21 protein-coding genes are annotated in these 25,954 nt (G+C 36.6%); 10 read left to right on the top strand and 11 right to left on the bottom strand.

The features are described from left to right. Nucleotides 1–4: 4 nt before the first annotated feature. From NEF87_RS16040 to NEF87_RS16030, 3 genes are all read left to right on the top strand, one after another. On the top strand, nt 5–859 hold the full coding sequence (locus tag NEF87_RS16040) for a hypothetical protein (protein ID WP_457916621.1): 855 nt from the start codon (nt 5–7) through the stop codon (nt 857–859). 227 nt (nt 860–1,086) lie between these two features. Then, the gene (locus NEF87_RS16035; protein WP_457916620.1) at nt 1,087–2,529 is read left to right on the top strand and encodes a TldD/PmbA family protein; all 1,443 of its coding nucleotides are present in this window, start codon (nt 1,087–1,089) and stop codon (nt 2,527–2,529) included. Between the two features lies 1 nt (nt 2,530). Next, nucleotides 2,531–3,904, top strand: a complete 1,374-nt coding sequence (locus NEF87_RS16030; RefSeq protein WP_457916619.1) for a TldD/PmbA family protein — start codon at nt 2,531–2,533, stop codon at nt 3,902–3,904. 53 nt (nt 3,905–3,957) lie between these two features. Here NEF87_RS16030 and hdrC read toward each other — a convergent pair whose 3' ends face one another. From hdrC to hdrB, 3 genes are read right to left on the bottom strand one after another with little or no spacing between them, the layout of a single operon-like run. Beyond that, complete coding sequence (gene hdrC, locus NEF87_RS16025) at nt 3,958–4,509, bottom strand: CoB--CoM heterodisulfide reductase subunit C (protein ID WP_457916618.1); 552 nt, start codon at nt 4,507–4,509, stop codon at nt 3,958–3,960. Nucleotides 4,510–4,520: 11 nt separating this feature from the next. Then, nucleotides 4,521–5,282 carry a 4Fe-4S binding protein gene (locus NEF87_RS16020; protein WP_457916617.1) on the bottom strand — a complete coding sequence of 254 codons (762 nt, stop codon included), beginning with the start codon at nt 5,280–5,282 and terminating at the stop codon, nt 4,521–4,523. Nucleotides 5,283–5,289: 7 nt separating this feature from the next. Beyond that, a complete protein-coding gene (gene hdrB, locus NEF87_RS16015) occupies nt 5,290–7,050 on the bottom strand; it encodes a CoB--CoM heterodisulfide reductase subunit B (RefSeq protein ID WP_457916616.1) in 1,761 nt (586 codons plus the stop codon). A gap of 349 nt (nt 7,051–7,399) precedes the next feature. Here hdrB and NEF87_RS16010 point away from each other — a divergent pair, with 349 nt between their 5' ends. Continuing rightward, nucleotides 7,400–7,882 (top strand): FAD-dependent oxidoreductase, encoded by a 483-nt coding sequence (locus tag NEF87_RS16010; RefSeq protein ID WP_457916615.1) that lies wholly within the window; start codon nt 7,400–7,402, stop codon nt 7,880–7,882. A 15-nt stretch (nt 7,883–7,897) separates the two neighbouring features. Then, complete coding sequence (locus NEF87_RS16005) at nt 7,898–9,247, top strand: 4Fe-4S binding protein (protein WP_457916614.1); 1,350 nt, start codon at nt 7,898–7,900, stop codon at nt 9,245–9,247. A 163-nt stretch (nt 9,248–9,410) separates the two neighbouring features. On the opposite strand, the gene NEF87_RS16000 is transcribed toward NEF87_RS16005, so the two are convergent. Genes NEF87_RS16000 through NEF87_RS15985 form a run of 4 tightly spaced genes read right to left on the bottom strand, consistent with a single transcriptional unit; the run spans nt 9,411 to nt 15,932 of the window. Continuing rightward, nucleotides 9,411–12,329: a molybdopterin-dependent oxidoreductase gene (locus tag NEF87_RS16000; RefSeq protein ID WP_457916613.1), complete on the bottom strand. Its 2,919-nt coding sequence runs from the start codon at nt 12,327–12,329 to the stop codon at nt 9,411–9,413. Then, nucleotides 12,330–14,144: an NADH-quinone oxidoreductase subunit NuoF gene (locus tag NEF87_RS15995; RefSeq protein ID WP_371802408.1), complete on the bottom strand. Its 1,815-nt coding sequence runs from the start codon at nt 14,142–14,144 to the stop codon at nt 12,330–12,332. Beyond that, entirely contained in the window at nt 14,141–14,653 is a 513-nt protein-coding gene (gene nuoE / locus NEF87_RS15990; RefSeq protein ID WP_457916612.1) for an NADH-quinone oxidoreductase subunit NuoE, read from the bottom strand. The genes NEF87_RS15995 and nuoE overlap by 4 nt, the downstream gene beginning before the upstream one ends. Nucleotides 14,654–14,696: 43 nt before the next feature. Next, nucleotides 14,697–15,932 carry a (Fe-S)-binding protein gene (locus tag NEF87_RS15985; RefSeq protein WP_457916611.1) on the bottom strand — a complete coding sequence of 412 codons (1,236 nt, stop codon included), beginning with the start codon at nt 15,930–15,932 and terminating at the stop codon, nt 14,697–14,699. Between the two features lie 100 nt (nt 15,933–16,032). Here NEF87_RS15985 and NEF87_RS15980 point away from each other — a divergent pair, with 100 nt between their 5' ends. From NEF87_RS15980 to NEF87_RS15965, 4 genes are all read left to right on the top strand, one after another. Further along, the gene (locus NEF87_RS15980) at nt 16,033–18,036 is read left to right on the top strand and encodes a 4Fe-4S binding protein (RefSeq protein WP_457916610.1); all 2,004 of its coding nucleotides are present in this window, start codon (nt 16,033–16,035) and stop codon (nt 18,034–18,036) included. 1 nt (nt 18,037) lies between these two features. Beyond that, nucleotides 18,038–18,511 (top strand): hydrogenase iron-sulfur subunit, encoded by a 474-nt coding sequence (locus tag NEF87_RS15975; RefSeq protein WP_457916609.1) that lies wholly within the window; start codon nt 18,038–18,040, stop codon nt 18,509–18,511. Between the two features lie 41 nt (nt 18,512–18,552). Then, complete coding sequence (locus tag NEF87_RS15970) at nt 18,553–19,701, top strand: hypothetical protein (RefSeq protein WP_457916608.1); 1,149 nt, start codon at nt 18,553–18,555, stop codon at nt 19,699–19,701. Nucleotides 19,702–20,252: 551 nt separating this feature from the next. Beyond that, nucleotides 20,253–20,612, top strand: coding sequence for a hypothetical protein (locus NEF87_RS15965; protein ID WP_457916607.1), 360 nt, complete (start codon nt 20,253–20,255; stop codon nt 20,610–20,612). Between the two features lie 70 nt (nt 20,613–20,682). Here the strand turns inward: NEF87_RS15965 and NEF87_RS15960 are convergent, their stop codons facing one another. Further along, nucleotides 20,683–22,077 carry an alpha-amylase family glycosyl hydrolase gene (locus NEF87_RS15960; RefSeq protein WP_457916606.1) on the bottom strand — a complete coding sequence of 465 codons (1,395 nt, stop codon included), beginning with the start codon at nt 22,075–22,077 and terminating at the stop codon, nt 20,683–20,685. 138 nt (nt 22,078–22,215) lie between these two features. Then, the gene (locus tag NEF87_RS15955) at nt 22,216–23,157 is read right to left on the bottom strand and encodes a hypothetical protein (protein ID WP_457916605.1); all 942 of its coding nucleotides are present in this window, start codon (nt 23,155–23,157) and stop codon (nt 22,216–22,218) included. A gap of 101 nt (nt 23,158–23,258) precedes the next feature. Here NEF87_RS15955 and NEF87_RS15950 point away from each other — a divergent pair, with 101 nt between their 5' ends. Continuing rightward, nucleotides 23,259–24,092 (top strand): EFR1 family ferrodoxin, encoded by an 834-nt coding sequence (locus NEF87_RS15950; RefSeq protein ID WP_457916604.1) that lies wholly within the window; start codon nt 23,259–23,261, stop codon nt 24,090–24,092. On the opposite strand, the gene NEF87_RS15945 is transcribed toward NEF87_RS15950, so the two are convergent. After that, nucleotides 24,089–24,742: a class II aldolase/adducin family protein gene (locus NEF87_RS15945; RefSeq protein ID WP_371802395.1), complete on the bottom strand. Its 654-nt coding sequence runs from the start codon at nt 24,740–24,742 to the stop codon at nt 24,089–24,091. The two genes, NEF87_RS15950 and NEF87_RS15945, sit on opposite strands and share 4 nt — an antisense overlap. Before the next feature lie 160 nt (nt 24,743–24,902). Further along, complete coding sequence (locus NEF87_RS15940) at nt 24,903–25,868, bottom strand: NosD domain-containing protein (RefSeq protein WP_457916603.1); 966 nt, start codon at nt 25,866–25,868, stop codon at nt 24,903–24,905. Between the last annotated feature and the right edge of the window lie 86 nt (nt 25,869–25,954).

Here is a 25,954-nt window from a genome sequence, read left to right as displayed (position 1 = left end):
TACAATGGAATATAAAACATTTCACAATACAATTCGCCCAGGGACATGGGTTAAAAGCGCGATTATGGTAGTTTTCGGGATCATTCTTACCCGGTATTTGGTAGGAGCGGGACGGGTTCGAGCCAATCTGATTTTTGGACCTCTGATTTTCTTTTTAGTGGCGATTAGTGGGACTTTCAGTTCCCTAATACTACGGATTGTAGGAAAACCAGAAGCGAAATTTAAAGAAGCCATCCAATATCTAATAGTTAGCGGAGTTGCCTTCATAGCAGCAATTACTTTTTCTATTGTTCATGCGATTCGTTACAATTTAGGTTTCATTCCGATTTTTACAGTGCTCCTTGTCGGAGTAATTGAAAGTATGATTATCAACTATGGAAAAACGTGGAAATATCAAAGCTTACTGCAACCCTTGTGGAATAGTATTCTTCCCGCATTTGGATTGTTGTATGGTGCATCCTTAGGTGGAGTAATAATCCCCGCTTTTGTATATTTGTTAGTTCTAGCCACCTTTGGGCTGCAGTTTTCGAAAGATGTCATCAAAAAATTCAAACTTTTACCAACGGCCCATGAGGATGATGCGAAATTCATTGCTCAACTTGGACCTCATAGACTTCAGGTCCATGTCATGATTTATCTGGCCGTGTCGATTGTATGTATGGTAGTGACCGAATTTCTCAATTTACCCAATCCTTTCCTCTTCTTGTTCGGGATGTTAATAACCGTTTTACTAATGGCTATTGCGATCCTTGTCATTTGGAAAATTGATCTGGGTGAAAAATATAAAATGACTGTGAATTCCCTTCTCAAAACCGCCATTCTGTTCCAATATCTAACTTTATTTTTGGGAAGTGTCTAAACTCCTTTTTTCTTCTCTTTTTCCACCAGTAAAATTGAACTTTGTAAAATCATTTAAAAAGAAAAATCATAGGAGCAAATTTTTTAAAATAGCCATCCAAAAACCAAGTAGATTAATCATTTCTATAGCAAAAAGTACACACTTTTTTCAAAAATCTCGCATTTATTAGAGCGGAAGAAAGGAAAAATTCAAACTACAATGTAGAAATGAAGGTAAAGTGACTTTAGATGAATAATGGAAAAGATTTAGCAGATCATGCAATCAACTATGGGAGTTCCCATCAAGTTAAATATATAGAAGCTCGCTATGTTGAAAAAAGGGAGGAAGGATATACAACCCGTAATGGAGAACTGTTTGGAGCCGGAATTACGCCCACCAAAGGAATCGGAATCCGTGTATTGACCGACGGAGGGGTTGGATTTGCTTCAACAGCCAAATTAACTCAAAAATCGATCGAAAAAGCAGTAGAAGATGCGATTAAATATGCAAAATCCTGTAACCGACAGAACCCTATAGAATTTTCCGAGGAAAAACCGGTACAAACCAAATGGGGAGTGGAAGTCAAACGAAGTTTTGAGGATGTTAGTGTTGAAGAAAAACAAGAATATCTGGTAAAGATGGATAAACAACTCGTCGAGAATTTCGGCAAAGATCTCCCAAATCGAATGCTCATGTTAAGCCTCACTTCGGAAAACAAATATATCGTTAATAACGAGGGCTCTCAAATGAAGGTCAGTTTGTCAAACCCCATACTCCACACTTTTAACACAGCAGTAGCCAAAGTTGGAACCGAGCAACGTTTCATGGGAAAAGGAGGTACAGGCGGTTGGGAGTGGTTTGAAGACGAAGACGTCATCGGAGTGGTAATGGAGGACAATCGAGCATTAGTAAATGCTGCGAAAAATGCAACCGACATGAAACTTGGAGTCATCGATGTCATTGTCTCCAGTGAAGTGGCAGGAATTATGGCTCACGAGAATGTAGGTCATCCTAGTGAAAGCGATCGCATTTTAGGACGAGAAGGGGCCCAAGCCGGTGAGTCTTTCTATTTAGATTTATTAGATAAAGGAGAAATGGGACAGATCAAAATGGGAAATCCGGAAGTGACGATTATTGACGATCCGACTATCAAAGGAAGTTCGGGTTTCTATCTCTATGATGATGAGTGTGTCAAAGCTCGACCACGTGAATTAATTAAAGATGGAATGTTAAACGAATTATTGCTCAATCGAGAATTTGCTGCCCGCTATAATATCCCCTCAAATGGATCCTCTCGAGCTATAGCGTTTAATCGGGAACCAATTGTGAGAATGGCCAACACGTATTTCAAACCAGGTTCCTACACACTTGAGGAAATGGTGGAAGATGTTAAAGAAGGTATGTATATGAAAAGCTTTACCGAATGGAACATCGATGATAGACGATTTCAAAGTAAATATGTTGGCATGGAGTGTTTCTACATTAAGGATGGTGTCATAACCGATAAAATGATTCGTCGCCCAACCTTGGAATTAACAACCTTTGGGATTTTAGGAAGCGTCGATGCAGTAAGCAACGATTTTGAAAATCCCCATGGCACTTGCGGTAAGTGCGATCCCATGCAAGGGGTGCCAGTCTGGATGGGTGGCGCGCAATTACGCATGAGAAACATTCAATTAGGAGGAATCTAAAATGGGACAATTCGAAGATTTACTGCAAAAAACCATCAAAATTGCTGACGAAAATGGTATGGATGAAACGATCGCACGAATAACGAGCGGTACTTCCCATCAAGTTCGGTTTTCAAATTCTATGATTGACATTGTCAAGCAGTGGGAAGAAGAAAAATTGGAATTGTTCTTTGTAAAGGATCAAAGGACGACCCAGATCGATATTTTGAACCCAAATTTGGATTTGATTGAGGAACGAATTAAGTTTTCCGTTAAATTATTAGGCCAAATTCCAAAGAATCCCCTTTACCTGGGAATGGAAGAAAAGCCCAAGAAGTATTCATCCATTGATGGATTATTTGATCCTCGAATTTCCGCTTTTACTGATAAAGCCCCAGATTATGTGAATGGAACCATCAATTCGAGTGAAGAAGCTGGAGCTAAGAAAGTAGCAGGAGTATTGTACTTTGGTAATACTTACACCGAATTACTCACCAGCCATCAGTTTTCTGGAGATTATAAGGACTCTTACTACCGTATGACTGTAAGATCGTTTGTGGATCGAGAAAGTAGTGGTCAAGATCTTGCTTGCGGTCGAGATTTATCCAAGGTTGAAAATATTTTAAGTAAGGCGGGAACAAATGCGGGTAAATTGGCGAATCTCTCCGTGGGTGCGAAACAAGGAAAGGCAGGCACATATGATGTCATTCTATCCCCGACTGTTGCCGGTAATGTACTTGGACAAATAACGGACAATGCAAATCCTATAATGATCATGTTCGGTATGAGTCCAATTGCAGAATCCATGAATAAACAAATTGCCCCAGATACATTGAATATTGTTGATAATGCAACAATTGGTGAAGGACTGGCCAGCCGACCCTTTGATATCGAAGGGAAACCCTCGAAAATAACACCGATTTTAAATAAGGGAATTTTAAAAAATTTAATCCATAATACATCTTCGGCGAAGCAATATGGCTGCCAATCTACCGCCAATTCTGATTTTATGGATATGGGATTAGGGTCCAAAACTTTAAGTCCTGCTCCAACAAACATGATCTATTCTCCAGGAGAACAATCCTTAGATGAAATTATTGCCAACTCGATTAAACCTACCATCTATATCACATCAAACTGGTATACAAGATTCACCAATTATATGGAAGGAACCTTTTCGACCATTCCGCGGGATGGATTGTTTGTCATTGAAAATGGAGAAATTTCCAAACCGGTTCGCAATTTACGCCTGAGTGATAATTTGCTTCGTATGTTAAAGAATATTGACGCCGTCGGAAAGGATATCCAGCAAGTTCAGTGGTGGGAAGTGCCAACACCAACCTTCATTCCTACAATAAAGGTAAAAGATTGTAATATCACGGCTGCAACAAAATAGGCTAAAATTGTTTTTCCTTTTTTTTTTCATTAAAATTCAAATGTTTTCCAAGGTTAGTCCGTAGTAATTATTCGAGGATAGCCAACTAATTTATCAAAGTGAGTTTTTTTTACCAGAATAGCAATTTCTTCAATAGCTTCGGGGTGCATATGGGTGGTTGGGGGCAGAGGAGATAATCCACAGGACATACGCAATTTAGCCCATTGATTGTCAGCATTTCCAAGAGGCACACCATGACCCGTTTGTATGAGAACATGCGATAATTGCTTGTGTGATTCAAGCATATTACCCTTCCTAACGGCTAAATTGCGAAGTTTGATTATGATGTCAGTGATTGGTACGGATCGGGGACATCTCTCAAAACAGGTATAACACGTTGTGCACATCCAAATCTCCTTATCATTTAACACATCCTCCATATTCGAAATCGCTTTGCGAATAATTTTTCGAGTAACCAAGGCCGTTCGTCGTCCCGAGGGACATCCACCACTACATGTCCCACATTGAAAACACGCATTAATTGCTTTCAAAGCGTGATCTTTGATTATTTCTTCTTCAATACTTCCCCTGTACGATTGAATTATATCTTTTTTTAAATATTCCATAATTTAAACACCTAAGACAGTTCTTTCTGTCCGGTTAATGAAGAATTTACTTTTAGAAGCTTATTGACTAGAGGAGTCCAGAAACATTCATTAACTGGTCCCAAAAAATGAATTTTTGTCCATTTCACTTCGAAAATACTTTGTGGACAAACTATTGAACAGGCTCTACACTTGATACACTTTGTGTTATCGATTTCAATTATTTTTTTGGATTTCCATGCATTTTCAGCAGGAAGAAATGAAATGGCTTCATTAGGACAAATTTTTAAGCATTTTCTACAATCACCCGGACATTTATTGATGTAATGCTGGTGAAATTCTTTTTCTGAGGTAGGAAATTCGAAGTTCGTTTTTATTTCACCTTCCCAATAAACCATTGCGGTTTGATTAATACGAGTCATGGGAAGATACTGTATTTCTAATTTTGGTATCGCTTGTTTTGTCACTAAAGTGTTTTCAGCTGGTTCAACTTTTTTACCATCTTTAAATAAGTGAAGAGCATCAAATGGACATAAAATGCTGCAGGTACCACAAAAAACACATTTATCTTCATCAATTGAATTATCAATTAGTTTTTCATCAAATTGCTTTTCTTTTCCATAGGAAGTAACCTTAGGACCAATCGAAATCGCATCTTGAGGACAAACACGACTGCAAATACCACAGCCTACACATCGTAAACGATCGATGATTAGTTCAACATTTCTACCAACAAATTTTTGCTCTAATCTGATTTGAGTATAGCTAACATGCTTTATGAGTTTTGGGAACATAGTGATTTCAAGTCCTGGGCAAAAACAGTGATGTATTGTGAAGATCTAATGGTTTATATTTTGTGAAGAGAAGTTCAAATTTATTCATGGGGGGAACTCCTTTTTCTTGCGGTGTTTTTAGCAAGCCCATTCGAAAGGGATCAAATCCCATTGCTAACCCGAGTAATTGAGTGATATAAATTACGGGAATGTTAAAGGGATCTCGAATTTGTTTCTTGAAGATATTATTTACTTCCAATTGGCCAATGTCAAATTGGAGATGACAGAATGGACAGCATACCACAATGGCATCAATCCCTGCATCTCGCATGTGGATTAATTTTTCTCGGGTAAAATCCAATGAAATTTCTTTCAAGGCACCCCGAACTCCACCTCCAGCCCCGCAACACATCATTTTTTCCTTATAGGGAACTGACGTAACCCCCGTAATTTCCACCAAATCATCAAAAAACGTCGGCTCTTCCCAATCTTCGGTCCAAGGTTTAGTTTTCATCGGTTTTAGGAGATGACACCCATAATGAACAGCCACTCTAAGTGTCAATGGATGCGTAATTCGTTTTTTGAGTGCGTCAAGACCAATTTCATTAAAAAGTACATCAATAATATGACGGACGTTAATGGATCCTTGGAATTCACGATCTACTTTATTCAAATTATCATTTACAAGCGTTCGTTTTTCTGAATCCGTTTTAAGTTCATAATTCACATCATTCAACGTTCCATAGCACCCATTACACATGGTTACGAGATCTCGTTGCAATTGTTCGCTTATTGTAATATTTCGGGCACCCAATGTCAACCAAGTTTCAATATCAAATGATCGAAATACCCCCGGAGCGGGACAACAAGATGCACCTTCAAGATCTACGACACCTATATTTAAAGTATCAAATACATGACGAGTAGCAGCCTCAATAAAAGGATATCGATTAGGAATCACGCAGCCTAAATACAATCCAACATTGTAAATTGTAGATTCGGTTTGCAAATTTTGAATCGCTTCGTGTAACCATTCTTGACCCCGACTGCGATATTCTTTGGTTTCTTTTAACCAGGGCCATAGTTTTGGTTGTAAAGATTGGATTTTTTCGAATATTATGATACTTTGATCGATTTTGTCTTGAGCCCAATAAACCATGGCGAGATTTAGCCACGAAATGGAATCACATAAAGGAAATTTTTGAGTGATATTCTGTAAATAATTTTCGGCTTCCGTAAATCTCTTAAACCGAAAATTTGCGACCCCCAAATTATTCCACAAAATTTGATAATTTGAGTTGGTTTTATCATTAAAGGGAGGCAACACCTCGCAAGATTTTAAATGTTCTAACCCATCTTCAAAATCACCAAGCAAACATGCGATATATCCACGCAAATATAGAGATAGCGAATCATAAGGGCTTTCATTGTCTTCCCCAATTTTATCAAGGAAATCTAATCCTTTAGCATATTCATTTAAGCGGATTTTAATTATCGTTGCGAGAATCAGAGCTTCATGGTTTATAGGATCTACATTCAAAGCCTCGATGAGACATTCTTCTGCTTGTTGAATACTATTATAATGTAGAAAAATTTTTGTTAAACCGACCCAACTGGCAAAATTTTGGGAGTCACAATTAATTGCTTGAGTAAAATATGAGATAGCTTCTTGATAAAAACCACCATAAAACGCAAGATCACCCATCCCAAGATATCCGCTTGGATCTTGTGGATCTTGATTAATTAGATGTTGGTAATAACTCCGGGCTTCAAGGGGGGTAAAAGTCATCTGCTGATCAACTTCGTTTGTGAGGAATTGTAACAGTTTATACTTTCTATCCAAATATTTAAAAACCTTTTCAGTGAGAGTATATCAATATTGTGAATAAAAATCATTTTTGTAATTCAATGAAATGAGATGAATATACTTCACACATTGGTCGCACAAGCGAAAGAAGTAAACTTCACCTTTGAGAATGATTGAAAATGAAAAATTCATGGTGCTATGAATGTCAACATTACCTTTGGAAGAGCAAGAAATTCGTATAGGTGTGTTTATTTGTCGTTGAGGCATTAATATTGCAGAGATACTTGATTGTGCCACACTCGCCAACTATGCTAAGAATTTACCAAATGTTATGATGGCAGATGAATATTTATCAATGTGCACGACTGGGGGGGCAGATTTCATCAAAAAGAATGTGGATGATTTTCACTTAAATCGAATTGTTGTTGCCGCTTGTACACCTAAAACACATGAACCCGTGTTTAGAGCCGTTTTAGATGAGATAGGCATAGATACAGCGTTTTTAGAATTTATAAATCTCCGAGAACACTGTAGCTTTGTGCATCGAAAGACTAAAGATGCAGCAATGGAAAAAGCGAAGGATTTAATCTCTGCAGGTGTTTCTCGAGCCCACAAACTTGAAAATATCCCTGAACTTATAGTTCCAATCACAGATTCAGTTTTAGTGATAGGAGGTGGAGTCGCAGGTTTGCAATCAGCGCTAGATTTAGGCAATCAAGGAATTCGAGTGTGTTTAGTAGAAGAAAAACCTACAATTGGGGGGAAGATGGCGATGCTTGACAGAACATTTCCCACTGATGATTGCTCTATCTGAATTTTGGGTCCGTTAATGTTGGAAGCCCAACGGAACAAAAACATTGAAATGTATACATTTGCTGAAATAACTAAGTTTAGTGGATATGTTGGAAACTTTGAAGTGGAAATCACTCAAAAACCTCGATATACGACTCAAGATTGCAATGGATGCGGTGCTTGCTTTGAAGTGTGCCCTACAATTGGTGCTTGTGAATTTAACCAAGGAATGGATCCACGAAAAGCAATTTACATCTCATTTGCACAAGCCGTTCCCTCAAAAGCACAAATTGATATGAAAGTCTGTATCAAATGTGGAAACTGTGTGAATGTATGTGAATTAAAAGCAATAGATTTCAACCAAACGGAAACTAAAATAACCAAGAAATTCGGGGGCGTTATTGTCGCTACAGGATGGGATGAATTCATCCCCGAAATAGGATATTTAGGTTATGGGATTTATGACAATGTTATTACGGAAGTGACCTTTGAACGATTATTGGCCCCCAACGGGCCGGTAGTTGGTCATCTCGTTAAGCCAAGTGATAATCAACCGCCAAAGAGTATTCTTTTCATCAACTGTGTTGGTTCACGGGATATGAAAAGAAATATTTATTGTTCCTCGGGCGTCTGCTGCATGGTTTCAATCAAAAATGCAAAATTAGCTAAATCCCACAATCCGGAGATGGAGGTTGTAGTATCTTATATAGATATTCGTGCCGCAGGAAAGGGTTATGAAGAATACTACCTTGAAGCACGAAAAGCAAGGGTTGACTTTATTCGAACCAAAGTGGTATCCATTGAGGAGGATCCCCAATCCAAAGTACTAACTGTGATCATGGAAGATTCTCTGGATCCAAATAATACAATCAAGAAATTCGAATTTGATATGATTGTTCTGTCAACTTCAATGGTTCCCTCTAAATCCTTTGCCTCCTTGAATGAATTGCTTGGGTTGCAATTAAGTTCGAATGGATTTTTGAAAGAATTCCATCAGCGATTAAATACAGTTGACACAGATGTTCCCGGAATCGTTCTAGCAGGAGCTTGTCATGGTCCTAAAGACATCTCAGAATCGATTATGCAAGCTAAAGGCGCATCTTCATCAATGTGTAAATTGTTAGCCAATAGAGAATATCGAATCGATTTAATTCGAGCAATTACTGATACAGAGAAATGTTCTGGATGCGGTATGTGCGCTGCAACGTGCCCATATCAAGCCATCACGATCGATCTTGAACAAGGAGCGATTGTGGATAACATTATCTGTCGAGGATGTGGTTTATGTGCATCTGTGTGCGCGAATGAAGCGATCACTCTTAGATATTATCGAGGAGAACATTACAACGATTTAATCGATGGAATTTTGGTCAATGCTCTGCGATAAAGAAGAAATTCTTTATCAAATCTCAACAAAACTACCTCTACACCACCACTTGCAAAAAATAAATGAACAATTAGTCAGATGACCGTTTACTAAAAACTTCGAGTAAACATGATGCATCTTGCAACGATGAAGCTAATTGCCAAACTCTTTTTTTTCTACTACATTATTTCAAGGATGTTTCTTCTACCGGCCATTCACGAATATATATGGCATTTACTGGACAGTGGGAAATACATTTCGAACAGTTATAACATTTTGTGCCATCGATGGTTGCTTTTTGCATTTCTTTTCCCTTAAATATTCCAACATCTTGGTTGATCAACACATACGAAATTGCTTCGTGTTTACAATATTTCTCGCAAGTTCTGCATCCCATGCATAAATCTTGATCAACAAGGACTACTTTTTGAGTTTGTTGTATTATAGAAGAAGTTGTTTCTTTATATTCCGGCACTTTTTTATTCCAAACGCCCCATGTTGGTCGAAGCATCGATTTTTCTTGGGTCTGAATATGATTCAATGAATAATAGATAGATTCATCTTTGAGAAGTTGATGGGCTCGATGCAGTGCTCGCTCTTGCATTTTGGTTTTACTATCGCCAATTTGAACAAATTCGTGATATTCTTCTTCAGTAATGTTTGTGTATCTACTATCAACCATAATAAGTCCATCCACACTCTTTAGGATTTCATCCCCTTCTTGGGGAATTCGAAGATACATATCACACAACGATGGAGCAAAATCAATTAAAATATGAGATTCGTTCAAATTTGCTTTGTAATTGTTGCACATACAAAATTTATGGCGATCTACATATCTGAAATTAGGATTAGATGCATCAACGATAATTTTCAAACGATAATTTGAAAGATGCGCAATTTTTATGATTGATTTAATAGAATCCAACCCGAAGAATTGCGTCCCAACCTTCACCATACCTTTCCCATCAATTTCTATCTCAATTAAACCAGTTGTTTCATCCTGACTTGCAGTTAGGACTCCAGCAATTAACTCCGGATTCTTTGTTTTTCGATATTCAATGATTTTCTTCAAATCTGGAACACGATTTGAAATTTTCTCTCCTCTATAGACAAAATCATCCCAACTGATTGGTTTTCCATATTGGAGGGACATTTTTTTTAGGAGGAGAAGATTTAGATCAGTAATTTGAACACTTGGGATCATGGGTAAATTTTCCATAATATCCTGCACATTGGTATAATTAAACCCTTCTGTCTTCATTTGTTGAGCAAGTTCACAAATGATTTGCCAATCGGGTTTTGCATCGCGAAAGGGTGTAACGCTTGCATAAAATCGTTGGTTGTCAAATTCAATATTCGTAAGAGTTCCTGATGATTCGGGAAATGTCGTAACTGGAAAAATAATATTCGCTTTATTGGAAAAATCCGAGGGAAAAATATCTAATAAAATGATGTTCTCCACATATTTGGCCAATGTGGGGGAGATTCTTTCAGTGGTTAGCAATACTTTAATTTTTTTTTCCTTTATGGCATTGTATACAAGATCTTCTGTTTGAGGGATAAATTGGAAAACGCCATCCAAATTGGCTCGAGATCGTAATGGAATCAAATTAATATTCGGGTTTTTAAGGCAAAGATTGATTAGACTAATGAAAATATTTGATGTTGTTTGAGGTCCGACCAGAATACTCCCAATTCCTTCTTGAAATTCACTAAGCTTAGAAATTAGACTATCTTCTGATAATAGCAACTCTTCATCCAGCAACCATTTTGTTTCTGGCGCAATTTTCAATGGCGAATGTTTTAAGCTTACTATCGTCTTATTGAGATCCTTAGCCTTCTTTATATCAATTAAAATGAGAGGGTGGGATACTTGAGGATTTGCATCAACCAATAAAATCCAATCAGATTTTGGAATATGATCAAGTGATCGAGGAATCGCTGTTAATAATTGAAAATTTTCTAAGCAATTGTTATCACAAATGGTTGCTATATTGGATGTTTTTAATACTTTTGATGCAAATTGATTTAAAATAAAAGCACTCTCATTTGATAGGTCTGGAGATGCTAGCACTGCAATTTCATCGGGAGAATATTTCCGAAGCATCGTGATACAAGTGGAATATGCTTCATTGTACATGACTGGTTTTAGAATATTGTCAGAACGAATCAAAGGAGTGTGAAACTGAGTTTCATTTCGCCTATTAAAAACAGGAATGCAAAACCGTCCAAAAACACACGCTTGACCCTTATTGATCTTTGCGCTTTTGTTCGGAATAGTTTCCACAAGTTCTTCATTTTCCATGTAGTAGTTTAAACCACAGCCAATCGAGCAATGTCCACAAATCGATTTGGTGAAAATCTCACGTGTTCGTGTCCAAGTCTGCATTAAAGGGACGAGGACTCCGGTAGGACAGATATCTACACATGCCCCACAAAATTGGCAGTTAGTTTCAATATGAAGCATATTCATTGGAGTGGATATCCTGAGATCATGTCCCCGACCAAAAAAATCTATCGCATTGATTCCCCGCAGTTCTCCACAAACTCGCACGCATTTCCCACAAACGATACACAAATTATAATGTCTTTCAAAAAAAGGGTCCAAATTTTCAATTTCATAATTTTTATATTCAAATTCTTGAGTCAAATCACTCGCTCCGATGTAGTCGATAATTTCTCGGAGCTCGCACTTATTTTTTTGAGAGCAGTTATAACAGCCAAATACCCGTTTCTCGGGGTTTTTTTTGAATTGAGTTTGGTAATCTTCGCAAACCGTTTTATGACCACAAACCAGACAAGTATTCGGGTGTTCGCTGATCATCAATTGTATAATATCTTTTCTCATACGTTGAAGTTCTTCATCAATTGTAATAATATTCATTCCTGCTTTTGCAGGAGTTGAACAAGAAGGCTGAATTGGACGAAGATCCCCGACCAATTTAACAATACATAAGCGACATCCACCATAAGGGGTCATTCCATCGATATAGCATAATCGAGGAATATAAATTCCTGCACGCTCGGCAGCCATCAAGATAGTTTCCCCTTTAAAAAACTCGATTTCTTTCCCATCTATGATAAGTGATTGATTTTCCATCTACTTTCCCCCTGTTTTTTTATAGATTGCATTATTATGACAGGAACTAAAACACAATCCGCATTTAATGCAGAGATTAGTATCAATGTGGAATTTCTTCTTCAATTCCCCTTGAATTGCATTTACTGGACAATTTTTGGCACATAATCCGCATCCGATACAATTTTCATCAGAAATGTGATAAGTAATCAAATTTTTACACACTAAAGCAGGACATATTCCTTTAATATGGGCTTCGTATTCATCACGGAAATATTTAAGAGTACTAATAATGGGATTTGGAGCCGTTTGCCCCAAGCCGCATAAACTGGCATTTTTAATAGTATATGCCAAAGATTCTAATTCATCTAAATCTTCATAAGAGCCTTGCCCCGTGACGATTCTATCGAGAATACGAAGCATCTTGCGTGTACCTATACGACACGGGACACATTTTCCACAGGATTCATTTTGAGTGAACTGGATAAAATAGCGGGCCATATCAACTAAGCAAGTAGACTCATCAAGGACAATTAACCCACCACTACCCATGATTGCACCTAAAGAAGTGATCGATTTGAAATCAATTTGTGTATCGATCATTTCCACATCGAGATATTGTTCTGGAATGCATCCCCCGGATGGTCCTCCAATTTGTATCGCCTTAAATTTTTTTCCATTGGGACACCCCCCACCAATATCATAAACAACTCTGCGGATAGTGGTACCCATTGGAATTTCTATTAATCCCGCGTTGTTGATATTCCCCGAGAGACACAAAATAGCAGTTCCCGATGAATCTGCAGTTCCAATTTTTGCATAATTCTCTGCCCCCATGGCAAAAATTTTCGGAATAGTCGCCCAAGTTTTCACATTGTTAATATTTGTAGGTTTACCCCATAATCCAGAATTAGCGGGATATGGTGGGCGTGGGCGCGGACTACCTCTATTTCCTAAAATGGAACTCATAAGAGCGGTTTCTTCTCCACATACGAATGCACCAGCCCCTTTTCTAATCTGAAGATCAAAATCCAGCCCAGAATTTAGTATATTAGAGCCTAAAAAACCGTGTTCTTGAGCTTGTTCAATAGCTTTCGCCATCCGAGAGGCGGCAAGGGGTTTTTCTGCTCGAACATACACAAATCCAGAAGAAGCTCCGGTTGCATACGCACCTATAAGCATTCCCTCAATCACCGATTGAGGATCACTTTCCATAATTGTGCGATCCATAAATGCACCAGGATCTCCTTCATCACCGTTACATATCAAGTACTTTGGAGTATTTGCTTCTTGAGCAAGAAAGGACCACTTTGTTCCTGTTGGAAATCCAGCCCCTCCCTTTCCCCTAAGTCGTGAGGTTGAGACTTCTTTAATAACTTGATCTGGTTTCATTTGAAGTATCTTTTTTAGGGATTCGTACCCTCCAACAGCTAAATAATCGTTGATGTCTTCAGGATTAATTTTACCACAATTTTTTGTTGTTATTGATACTTGATACTTGTAAAAATTGATATCATCTCGTTTTTGGACGGTTTTTTTTGTCACAGGATCTTTGTACGTGAGTTCTTCAACGATTTTACCCCCAATGAGATGTTGTTCAATGATTTTTTTAACATCAGTTTTTTTTAGATATACATACAGCACACCTTCTGGATTGATCAACATCCTAGGACCTGTTTGGCAGAATCCATGGCAACCAGTGGGTTTAACTTTCACATGTTTGTCGAGTTTGTAGTCTTTAATACATTTTTCTAATTCTTCATATATTTCTTGCCCCCCAAGGGAATTACAACCTGTGCTGCAACACACTATAATTTCAATCTTCTGCTTTTTCAAGGAGTGGCCTCCATTCTACGATATTTTTTAAAAATTTTCTTTAATTTTGCTGGTGTTAGATTGCCATAGACATCTTTATTAATGAAAACAACTGGAGCAATTGCACAACATCCAAAACAGGCCACTTTTTCCAAAGAAAACAAATTATCCGAGGTAGTTTCTGTGGGTTTAATCCCTAATTCTTTAGTAATGAATTCTTCCAATAACATTGATCCCTTAACATGACAAGCCGTTCCATCACAAATTTGAATAATATATTTGCCTCTTCGATGAAATTTGAATTGGGCATAAAATGTGGCAATACCATACATTTTTCCAAGGGGAATGCCAATTCTTTCGGAAATATGTTCAATAACTTCGAAGGGTAAATAACCAAAAGATTCTTGGACGGATTGCAAAATTGTCAGCGCATTTCCATTGTTCTCTATATAATTTTGAATGATTTTTTCAACTTTTGATGTATCAATACCTGGCTTAGTTATTGTCTTTGGTTTTTCTTGGGGACTCATTTGTTTAGCTCCGTGGTTTTTTAGGGATTTCTTGGTGATTTGATCATATTAACATAAAATATTTGGCGAGGAAAGTAGATAAGTCGATCAATTTGGGCAATGGTCTTGAATCTTGGTCATTGGGATTCTGGCTATTTTGAATATTTGTGGATACTTCTTTCAGATAACAATTATAATGAACAATACATTTTGGGCAAGTAGTGACGATATAATCTGCACCTATATCCATTGCTTCTTGTATTCGAAGCTCTCTGAACACTTTCTTTTCTGCATTACAATCAAGAAAGGCTGATACACCACAACATAATGAGGTAGTGCGATTGTGTTTCATTTCTAAATAGGTAATTCCGGGTAGAATGGATAAAATTTGTCGTGGAGGTTCAAATATATTACTTAAGCGTCCAAGACGGCATGGATCATGATAGGTAACCTTCATTTTTAATGGATGCATAAACATTTTTTTGAGTAACTCGCTCTGGATAATATATTCACTGAAATGGATGACTTTAAAATCACATTCAATCACCAATTTGGGGTACACATATTTCCACATGTAGTATCCTTCAGCACATTCTGTAATGATGGTTTTGACTCCCGCGTCTTTAAATTTTTGCACATTGAATTCGGCTAATCTTTTTGTATTGTTTGTATCTCCCATCCAATATAGATCATGGCCGCAACACTTTGTTTCTAATATAACAGGGACAATATCATTTTGATTTAAAAGCTTTATAGCACCTCGGGCGATATCAGTAAATTCACGATTAGGTATTTCAAACAGATCTTCCATAAATTGAAAACATCCTAAGAACAAACCAATTTCACCTGTATCAGTAAATTTTAGTGAAGGATCGGACCTAATATAATCAATGCGATTAATAACTGATGCGGATTGACTATGGAGAGTGGAATTTAGTTGCATCATTGACTGATGGGTACAATGTTGTTGAAGTTCTTTCGCATTGAGCTTATTTTCGAATGAGTATTCCCGTAAAATACGGATAATCTCTACGATATTCATCCCTTCACCTGGTTTAGACATTGGACATTCTGTCATACACTGTTGGCAAGTGATGCACTTATAGATATCTTCATTATCAGCTAAAAAAGAATCCATATCTTTTAACCCGTTTAACCTCAATTGGGATAAGAAATAGCGAGGAGAAAAATCTTTTACCAGATTTAGAGGACATACCATACTACACGCATTGCACGTATAACAATAGATCGATATATCAAGCAGTTTTTTTAAATCAAGCGAAGAAATGTTATGAATCAAATTTGTGTGTCCTCCAAAATGGGAAAATTATTGATCGAACTTTATTTATTTAACAGTAAGGTAATTGAACATTTATTAACGTCTACTTCAACATTTATATGTGTTGTCGAAGAAGAAATCTGCTCAGAAAGATTTTACTCAGAAGGAGATAAAAATTGGAGTATATATCTGTCATTGCGGTTTGAACATTGGGGGCGTTATTAATGTTGATCTCTTAGTTGAATTTGTAAAAACACTGCCCTTTGTTTCTGTCGCTCGCCAATACAAATTTTTTTGTTCTGAAGTGGGACAAAATATGATTAAATCAGATATACAAGATGATTTAGTCAATCGAGTAGTAGTTGCAGCATGTAGTCCGCGAATGCACGAACCAACCTTTCGTCAAGTGTTGGCTTCAGCAGGATTAAATCCTTACTATTTTGTTCAAGCCAACATTCGAGAACATGCGACTTGGGTTCATATGTATGATGTTCCTGGAGCAACACGGATTGCAAAAGACCATTTACGCATGCAAATTGGAAAAGCAGCTGCACTAAAAGCGCTATACCCACAAAAGGTTAAAGTTTTGCCATCGTGCCTTGTTATTGGAGCAGGAATTTCGGGAATATTTTCCGCACTTGAATTGGCAATTCAAGGTTACCAAGTCTACCTCGTGGAACGAGATCTCTCGATAGGAGGACATATGGCACAACTTGATAAAACATTTCCAACAATGGATTGCTCTGCATGTATTTTAACACCTAAGATGGTTGAAATCTCCCGAAATCCACAAGTTAAAATCTTATCATACTCAGAAGTTGAAAAAATCGATGGATATGTCGGCAATTTCAGAGTTTCTATTCGGCAAAAAGCCCATTATGTTAATCAGGAAAAATGCACTGGATGTGGAGCTTGTGTCCAATACTGCCCCGTTTCGATAGGAAATGAATTTGATCTGGGAATGAATGCCCGTAAAGCCATTTATATACCATTTCCTCAAGCGGTGCCGGGAAAATATACGATTGATCTCAACCATTGTATTCACTGCGGAATTTGTTCTCGACCAGATGTTTGCGAGCCTGGAGCAATTAACTTTGATGATAACGATAATATATTAGACCTCGATGTTGGAACAATCATTGTAACGACGGGTTACGATGTAATTAATCCGCAATACTTGCACAATTATGGATATGGCAAATATGAAAATGTGATTAATGGACTTCAAATGGAACGTCTTCTTAGTAGCACAGGACCCACATTGGGAAAACCTGCCCGACCTTCCGATAATAAAGCACCTCACTCTATAGCATGGATTCAATGTGTGGGAAGCCGAGATACACGAGCAGGCTGTCACCCCTATTGCAGCCGTGTGTGTTGTTTATATGCAATTAAACAAGCTCGTCAATATAAAGAAAAACATCCAGAAGCGGAGATTTATATCTTTTATATAGATATTCGCGCTTTTGGAAAAGGATATGAAGAGTTTTACGAAAGTGCTTCCCGAGATTATCGAATAAAATTCATTCGTGGAAGAGTATCAGAGTTAGCAGAAAATCCAGAGAATAAATCAATAATAATCCGAGGAGAAGATACTTTATTTGGAAAACCCCTCGAAATTCAAGTAGATATGGTGGTTCTATCCGTTGGTCTGGAATCGAGATATGATGCAGAACAGCTGAGTACGCAGCTTACCATTCAACGTTCAGCAGATGGGTTTTTTTTGGAAGCTCATCCAAAATTGCGACCGGTTGATAGTTTGACTGAGGGTATTTTTATGGCAGGAGCTGCTCAAGGCCCTAAGGATATTCCAGATGCGGTGGCTCAAGCAAAAGCTGCTGCAGCGAGTGCAGCTTCCTTGATGGCTCAACAGGAAATTGAAGTGGAACCCTATTATTCATTTGTAGAAACGGGATTATGCTCGGGATGCCGTTCCTGTATCGAACAATGCCCATTTGGAGCAATATCGTTTAATCAATCAATAAACAAAGCAGAAATAAATAGCATTAAATGCAAAGGTTGTGGTACTTGTGTTAGTACTTGTCCAAGCAATGCTATAACCCAGAATCATTTTTCTACCCCCCAACTAATGGCTATTATTAACTCTATTCTAGGAGATACTTAAAATGACCGACACAATAGGGAAAAACTTGGAGACAGTTTCAGATAGTGATCCAGCATTGAATAATGATTTTGAACCTTTCATTTTGGGGATTTTTTGTAATTGGTGTACATATACAGGCTGTGATCAAGCGGGAACCTCTCGAATGCAACGACCCGCAAATTTACGTGTAATGCGAGTAATGTGTTCAGGCCGAGTAGAACCTGCAATGGTGCTAGCTGCTCTGAAAAGAGGAGTCGATGGAGTATTAGTTGGAGCGTGTCACATTGGTGATTGTCATTATGTTAATGGAAATCACAAAACGGTGCGTCGGATTCCAATGATTTCTAAGTATATCCAACAATTTGGAATTAATCCAAACAGAGTTTGGTTAAGACATATTTCTGCAAGTGAAGGTGCAGAACTGACTGAAATTGTTCATGAGTATGTCAAGATTCTTAAAAAAATAGGACCAAATCCCTTTAAAAAAAATAAATAACACCAGTTGCTTGTCATTGGTAATGGAAAAGTGAGAAGAAAATGGGAAAAAGCTTGCGGGAAAAAATATCTGACATTAAAGAAAAACCGAAAAAAATCGCTTTCGTGTTCCGAAATTTTATGTGGGAAGGATTTTCAAAGAAACTACTATTTTTAATCTGGCTAGTCCTACTTATTTATTTTCCGATTTGGAATCCCATTTATACTGATGAATCCCAATGGATTCATTTGGACGAAGTCCTTCGTGTTTTGATAGATCTAATATTTTCCTTATTGCAATTAACCCTACTCTTCTTCACGATAATACATCAATTATTAGAAAAAAAAATGGAAAACAAATTAGTTTTCTTCTTGTTTCTTTTAATTTCAGCAGTTTGTGCCTTCATATTTTATTTCTTCATCCCCTACAGTATTATTGTTATACCATTATTCGGTATAGGAGCCTATATTTTGCAGAATTTATCTATTATTGGAAACAGTGCCCCCATTGTCCAAAAATTAAGCAAACCTTTTCATTTTGAGAATCGTCAAGTAAAACCCTTCTGGTTTATTACCATTGAAAGTGTCATCGTAATATTCGGAATTGTTTATGTTAAAAACTATATACTTTCAGATGAACTTAACACGATCTCTCCTTATGCCTACAAATTTTGGGCATGGACCACAGTTTCATTTCTTATTGTTGCAATCCTAATCCTGTTTGTTATCCGAAAAAAAGATACTCCATTTTATCGGCAAATGAAGGGATTCTTTCTTTTTATTATTCCAATACTACAAATTTACAATATTTATATCATTTTTCAAGATATCTTGTCCATTTTAACACCTGAAGGATCATCTTTACCGTTGATTTTGGATCTAATTGTATTTTCATTATTAGCGCTTTGGGAATTATTGAAAAGTATTGGAAATCAAATCGATTTAAGGGAAGAGATTGATACTTCCAAATTTTACTCTTCAATATTATGGAGCTATTCAATCACTGCGTTTGTTCAGTATAATGCGCTATTTGGAGCCGAAGATGGATTTACATTAAACGATTTTTCCGAGATGCTTTCATTAATATTTGCTGGATTTGGAATTTTATACATGGTAAACAATCTTGGAAAGTCTGTTGCTGACCAACGTAATATTCAAAATTTCTCTCTAAAAAAATTTCTTTCAGGAAAAGAGTTCGCTACCCAAAATTGAAAAAAATATAACTGTAACTGCAAAATTCGACCTCAATATGAATATAAATCCGGGAGAATCAATTGACTATTCTCAACAAAATATTCTTGTGACCCCCCTTGTTCTTATTATTCCACAAATGGATATTCTTCCATTCTAAGGTTATTTAAGGGAATCTTATGCGATATAGTTTCAAAAGTTGGTCGAAAAAATTTATATTAATAACTGAGATATTAGTTGTAGTGACTAATTGAATGGTAAACATATGGCGGGAAATAAAATTTTGGTTTAATCCAACTAAATCATTTATTGATGGTGGACCAGTGAAGAAAAGTTGTCAAATTTGTCCAAAATGTGGCTCAGTAAATCCAGTGAAGTTTAAAAGAGAAAAGTATGTATGCAAAGTTTGCAAATCAGCCAATAAAAACACAGATTTTAAATCCAAATCTACTTAAGCAAACCTATAAACTTATTGTTAGATCAAGAGAAGTAAGAAAAGAGCAAAAAATGCACCCAAACCTACATTCTGCCTCGTGATTGAATTAGATAAAATTATTAGGAGATCTTGCGATATGTTATTCGATGAACATATGGCGGAAATGAAAGAATCACCTGTAAGCAAAATAATAGGATTTTGGACGGGTGCGGCGATTTGGCTTGTAATTATGACAGCATTTGGATGGTGGGTTGTATGGTGGGCCTATTTTCCATTAATTGGGGTATTCTCTGGTGCGATTCGGCAAACAGCCAACTATTTGCATAATCAAAAACAAACTACTCAACTCCAAAATCAAACAATGGTCTCTGGAGCTACCATTGCTTCTGATCAAGAACATTCAATATCTACCCTAAAAACTTGTTCTGGATGTGGAGAAATGATTGAGGATCCCAATATCAAATTTTGTTCATACTGTGGAGCTCAATTAAACTAGTTCAAATCCCTATTATTCACAACACATATTCTTTTTTTTAGTTGAATTAAAAACATTCTTCGCTTGGGAATTACTGTCGTAACTGCAAAATTCGACCCCAGCATGAATATATTTCCGGGAGACTTAATTGATTATTCACTACCAAATATTCTTGTGACCCTCCTTGTTCTAATTGTTCCACAAATCGATATCCTTCCATTCCAAGGTTATGTAAGGGAATTTTACACGATATAGTTTCAAAAGCACTGGAGATGATTATTAAAAGAGTTTCACGCGAAGATTTTCGGAGAAATGCAAGAATGTGTTCATTTGCGTACAGAGGAATCAAATTTCCATATTTCAACGCATGATGATCCCCTCGAATTTGAATACAAAATTTATAATGATTTAGAAGAGCACGATTTTCCTCTGTTATATTGAAGGGAACCTTGGGCATTGGTTGCCTGACAGCCTCATCGGAAATTGCTGTTTTTATTCCACGTAATCCAATTTCATCGCCATAATAGATCTTTGGGATTCCATTAAGTGTGAATAGTAATAAGACAGCAGGGTAAATGTGCAAATACTCATCCAACTGTGACAAAATTCGACTCGAATCATGATTGCTTAAGAAGTTCACTAGAGTAAGATCTTTATTTAAGCCCCATTCAGGATGAAAGGAGCGTTCGAGATTTGATTTAAGTTCATGCATGTTAGCATGATTGAAGGAACTCCAAAGTGATTTATAGACTTCGTAACCTGTCCCTCCATCCAAAGTATTCGGACCAATCCACTTGGAATAGGGCCCATGGATCATCTCACCAATTAAGAGACAATCGGGCTTGGTTCTCTTACAAATGTCTCGAAAATCATACCAAAAAAAGTTGGGAATCATATAGGCCACATCCAGCCGCCATCCATCTATTCCAATCTCCCCCAACCAATATTGAGCGACGGAAAATAAATAATTGCACACATCCGGCTGCTCCAAGTTTAATTTTACAAGCGAATAATGACCTTCCCAATTTTTATAATCAAAACCATCTTTATAGGAATTATCTTTTGCAAAATCGACATAATGCCAATGCTTCCTCCAAGAAGTCTCCCCATGGGCTTGAATATCCTTAAAGGAAGGAAATTCTCTCCCTACATGATTAAAAACCCCATCAACAATCACCCGAATATTTCGATCATGGAGTTCATCTACAATGGTTTTAAAAAGGTCGTTCGTACCCAATCGATGATCAATCTTCATATAATCTGTTGTATCATAGCCGTGACGCACAGATTCGAAAATTGGCCCAAATTGGATGACAGACACTCCTAATTCAACGAAGTGATCATAATAATCCCGAATAAGTTCTAGGCGAGGGGTTGTGATTGGATCATCTTTTCCATATTTTGGGGTGTTAAAAAATCCAAATGGGTAGATATGATAAAACACAGCATTTTTTGCCCAATCAGGAATATAATTGATATTTTCCAAATCTACACCTCTAACCAAGCAACTGATATTAAATAAAAAATTTCACTTCGGAAAGTTCAATCTTTGCTTGTTCATATATAATTTCACAAATCAAATTAAAAAAAGTATCACCCTAAATCCATTTCTGAGCTAAAATGATCAATCTTTATTTCTCAAAATATATGCTAGAAGGGGGGTTAAAGTATCGATGATATTGTATGTTGAAATGGGTTCAATTTGCTTTTTTTTAAAAAGAGTATAATACTCGCCATAATTTCCCTTCTCAGTAATCGTTCGTGAAAACTGCACTTCATTTCCCAACCATGCTTCTAGAGCGGCTAAATTTCGATGAACTTTCATTAAATCAACGATTTTTTCTGGAAAATGCAAATTAAGCTTAAATTTCGTGAAACAGTTATTGAGAATCCGAATATCGAAGCCTTGATTAAAAACCAATTGAATGTCTAATGAATTATCTTTGGGGATGTCTTCAGAATTTTCAATTTTCTGTGGAAATTGACCATTTTCAAGAAATTTCCATGTTTTTAATAACATAGATCCCACATTTTCGGGTTTCCGATTCATATTAATAATTTGATAAGTGGCGATAAGAAATGAATCAGCCTTATATTGCAAATATGATTGACTCACATGGTTAATGTAGCCCTTTTGAGCCGACGGCATCCAACTTGTAGTTTCGATATCTAAAGAAGCAATCGATTTGTTGATAAGTGAGGGAGGAAATTTATTTAAAAGGAGCGTTTTTGCAATGAGCTGATAAGTTTGGGCAATTTCGGCTTGATATTCGGATAACCATATCTGATTTTCAGGAACATCATTGGAATTTGATATACCATGAAAAATAATTTTATTAGAGAAAAATTCAGGGGTTAGGGATTCCATGGATGTATTCAATGGAATTTCAAGGGACACATGACGTTCTACAAACTCCGGCTTAATAAGATACATATCACAGGTCTTCGTTTGAGCATTAAATTTCGCGTTGTCAATCCCTTGCGCACATTTTTCCAGATCTTCAAGTTGAAAATGCTCACATGAATTGCAAATTCCATAATTTGATTTCCTTCGTTTACCTGGCACATTGTAGTTATTTCATTGGAACAAAAAAATTTTTGTAATTGGATATTTTTTTTTGAAAATGAAGAAATTTTTTTTTTATTCACGCTTTATTTGTTTTATTTATGTTAAAATCAACTTTAAAAATTGGATTGTTTTACTATTCAGGAACAGGGGCTACAGCTTATTTTGCCCAAAAAATAGCTGAATCGATGCAAAATAATGGACATACAGTCACACTCATTCGATACAGAAGTCAAAACCATACGGATTTTGACGAATATGATCTGATCGGATTTGGAGCAGCCGTTTGGGTTTGGCGGTCTCCTAGAGTTTTCACAAATTTCTTAAAAAACATAAAGCTTAACAATAAACCCTACTTCATATTCCAAACTTGCGGAGGTACTCCTGGAAATGCGCAATGGAGCATTTATAAATCTTTAAAACATAATAACGGGATTTATTTGGGTGATACGGTCGGAATGGGCGCAAATAACATTCGATCTTGGCGGGCAAACCTTTCTGAACCTGAAGACACCAAAAATCTTGTGAATCCAGCAGACATTGAAAAGGCAAAAGCATTCGCAACTAAAATGTGTTCACAATTAACATCCACTGAAACAGAAGAATGGCCGAAATTTGCATCAATACCTCCCCAAAAATACTTTAAATGGTCTGTTTTAGGAACAGTTTCAAGCCATCGCTGGCAAATGCAAATGTTAGTTGGAAAAAAAAAACTGATTCAAGACAAATGCACAAAATGTGGCCTATGTGCAAATAAAATCTGCCCTTCTGGAGCAATAACTTTGAATTCAGACAAATATCCCGAATTTAATGAAAAACTCTGCCAAGGATGTCAGGGGTGCATCAATCTCTGCCCAACTTTAGCAATCGAGACTAAATCAAGCCGAACCAAACAACCATTTGTAACTTATCGAAAAGAAATAACTAATCTTTAAACTGTAGAATAGCGTTTCCGAAAGATCTCCTTCAAATGGAATATTTTTTCATCGGGAATCACATGTGGCTCTCCAATTAGGCATGCATTAATGTAAATCTTCGCCATTTTTTCAATAATTACAGCAGTCTTAATACAATAATCTGAAGTACTTCCAACCACTAAAACACCGTGATTGGAAATTAGCACAGCATTTTGATCTTTCATGGCGTTAAGAGATTCGATAGGAACTTTATCAGTCCCTGCACTAGCAAATTCTGTACATGGAACCCCACCCCCTAAGAATAGAGCCATTTCTTCAATGATGACAGGTAAATCTTTATGAGATACAGCCAATGAAGCTGCGAACGGGGAATGCGTATGAAGGATGCATTTCACTTTAGGTCGATTTTGATAAATAATGCTGTGCATTAAAAATTCACTAGAAGGTTTTAATCCTACATCGATCTTTTCTCCATCAAATTTCATGTGAACCATATTTTCAGGCTCAGGTTTACTATAATTATTTCCAGTTGGAGTAATAATTAATTCATTGGTATCCTTCACTCGTAAACTTACATTCCCTTCTCCATGTTTTACCAAACTTTCGAGATAGATTTTCTTACATATGGAAGCAAGAGATACTTTTAACTGGCTGATTTCATTGGACATTTTAATTAAATAACAAGATTTATTGAAATTAATAGTTTTGGAGAAGAAGAAGAATTTTTCTTTTAGATAACCGCATATCAATAAAGTAATGAATTTGCCAAATCGATTAAACCAAGTAAAATGCAAAGAAAAAAAAAGGAATAAAGTAATTTTGGCAGAATTACATCTCTTTTTGCTCGATTCGATCTATCCTAGTTTTTACTGCAAATTTTGTTTTAGAATTCACACTAAGAATCGTCGTTAATGCCAATAATTCAAGGATTTGAAACACAGAAAACCCGGGAATAGATTTCGCTGCAGGTCCATATAAAGTGTAGTAACTGATTGGTTTTACCAAACAAAAATCGTCAGCATACTCAATATAGCCATCATGTTCATCTTTATACACCATTGAAGATTCTCCAATCCCATCATTGTCTCGATCCGTATTTGGTTCACTTGAGTAATAATTTCCCAGACGACTGGTAAAATTTTGTCCCCCATAGGAATAATCAAACTCTTCCTTAGACATCTGATGTGTGAGGGAATGGTGCTTTAAAGAAAAGATAAAAAAACGATTAGTGTTGAATGTGTTGAAATAAATCATTGTTTCAAAACAATATTCTAAAGAAATTCCATGCTCTCCAAGAAACTCGTTCCCTACGATTAAGGTATCATTACTGTATTGTGCATAAATTCCAAAACTGAAATTAAAAAACCGATTATTTTTAATAATTGCATTATTCACATGGAACATTTGAATTCCTGCATCTCGATAGGAACTTCCTCCATTTTGAAAAGTAATATTCTCTATTTTAAAGAAAACTGTTGAATTTTCAAGTAAAATAATTGTTCCATTATTCCCGCCATCTATTGTACAGTCAGCTAACAAATAAGGGTCCGCTTCAGTTCCAGATCCAGTACAATTACCAGCACTTTTGAATTCTGACCATCCTTCATTTCCAATGATGTGAATTTTAGAGTGTAAAATTGGAGATGTAGTCGATTTTTCGACGATTCCATTAACTTGATTTAAATCTGAATAGAACCCAACGGTAAAAATTGCAAAAAATACACATAAAATAATATTAAATAGTTGTTTTCTTGGATATCCTAGCTTGAACGTTAACATCACTTCCTTAACCATAAATGTCATTCTTTTGAAATTTATAACATTATTGACCTAAGTATTACAATAAAGTACTAAAAAAAATGAACTTGAGAAAGTTCAAC

This window comes from Candidatus Lokiarchaeum ossiferum (genome assembly GCA_025839675.1).
Taxonomy (GTDB): Archaea; Asgardarchaeota; Lokiarchaeia; order Sigyniarchaeales; family Promethearchaeaceae; genus Lokiarchaeum; species Lokiarchaeum ossiferum.
This window is presented reverse-complemented; position numbering and strand designations above follow the sequence as displayed.

Coding starts and splice junctions, on each gene's coding strand:
- NEF87_RS16040 (WP_457916621.1), top strand. CDS start 5: ATGGAATATAAAACATTTCACAATACAATTCGCCCAGGGACATGGGTT.
- NEF87_RS16035 (WP_457916620.1), top strand. CDS start 1,087: ATGAATAATGGAAAAGATTTAGCAGATCATGCAATCAACTATGGGAGT.
- NEF87_RS16030 (WP_457916619.1), top strand. CDS start 2,531: ATGGGACAATTCGAAGATTTACTGCAAAAAACCATCAAAATTGCTGAC.
- hdrC (WP_457916618.1), bottom strand. CDS start 4,509: ATGGAATATTTAAAAAAAGATATAATTCAATCGTACAGGGGAAGTATT.
- NEF87_RS16020 (WP_457916617.1), bottom strand. CDS start 5,282: ATGTTCCCAAAACTCATAAAGCATGTTAGCTATACTCAAATCAGATTA.
- hdrB (WP_457916616.1), bottom strand. CDS start 7,050: ATGACTTTTACCCCCCTTGAAGCCCGGAGTTATTACCAACATCTAATT.
- NEF87_RS16010 (WP_457916615.1), top strand. CDS start 7,400: ATGATGGCAGATGAATATTTATCAATGTGCACGACTGGGGGGGCAGAT.
- NEF87_RS16005 (WP_457916614.1), top strand. CDS start 7,898: ATGTTGGAAGCCCAACGGAACAAAAACATTGAAATGTATACATTTGCT.
- NEF87_RS16000 (WP_457916613.1), bottom strand. CDS start 12,329: ATGGAAAATCAATCACTTATCATAGATGGGAAAGAAATCGAGTTTTTT.
- nuoE (WP_457916612.1), bottom strand. CDS start 14,653: ATGAGTCCCCAAGAAAAACCAAAGACAATAACTAAGCCAGGTATTGAT.
- NEF87_RS15975 (WP_457916609.1), top strand. CDS start 18,038: ATGACCGACACAATAGGGAAAAACTTGGAGACAGTTTCAGATAGTGAT.
- NEF87_RS15970 (WP_457916608.1), top strand. CDS start 18,553: ATGGGAAAAAGCTTGCGGGAAAAAATATCTGACATTAAAGAAAAACCG.
- NEF87_RS15965 (WP_457916607.1), top strand. CDS start 20,253: ATGTTATTCGATGAACATATGGCGGAAATGAAAGAATCACCTGTAAGC.
- NEF87_RS15950 (WP_457916604.1), top strand. CDS start 23,259: ATGTTAAAATCAACTTTAAAAATTGGATTGTTTTACTATTCAGGAACA.
- NEF87_RS15945 (WP_371802395.1), bottom strand. CDS start 24,742: ATGTCCAATGAAATCAGCCAGTTAAAAGTATCTCTTGCTTCCATATGT.
- NEF87_RS15940 (WP_457916603.1), bottom strand. CDS start 25,868: ATGGTTAAGGAAGTGATGTTAACGTTCAAGCTAGGATATCCAAGAAAA.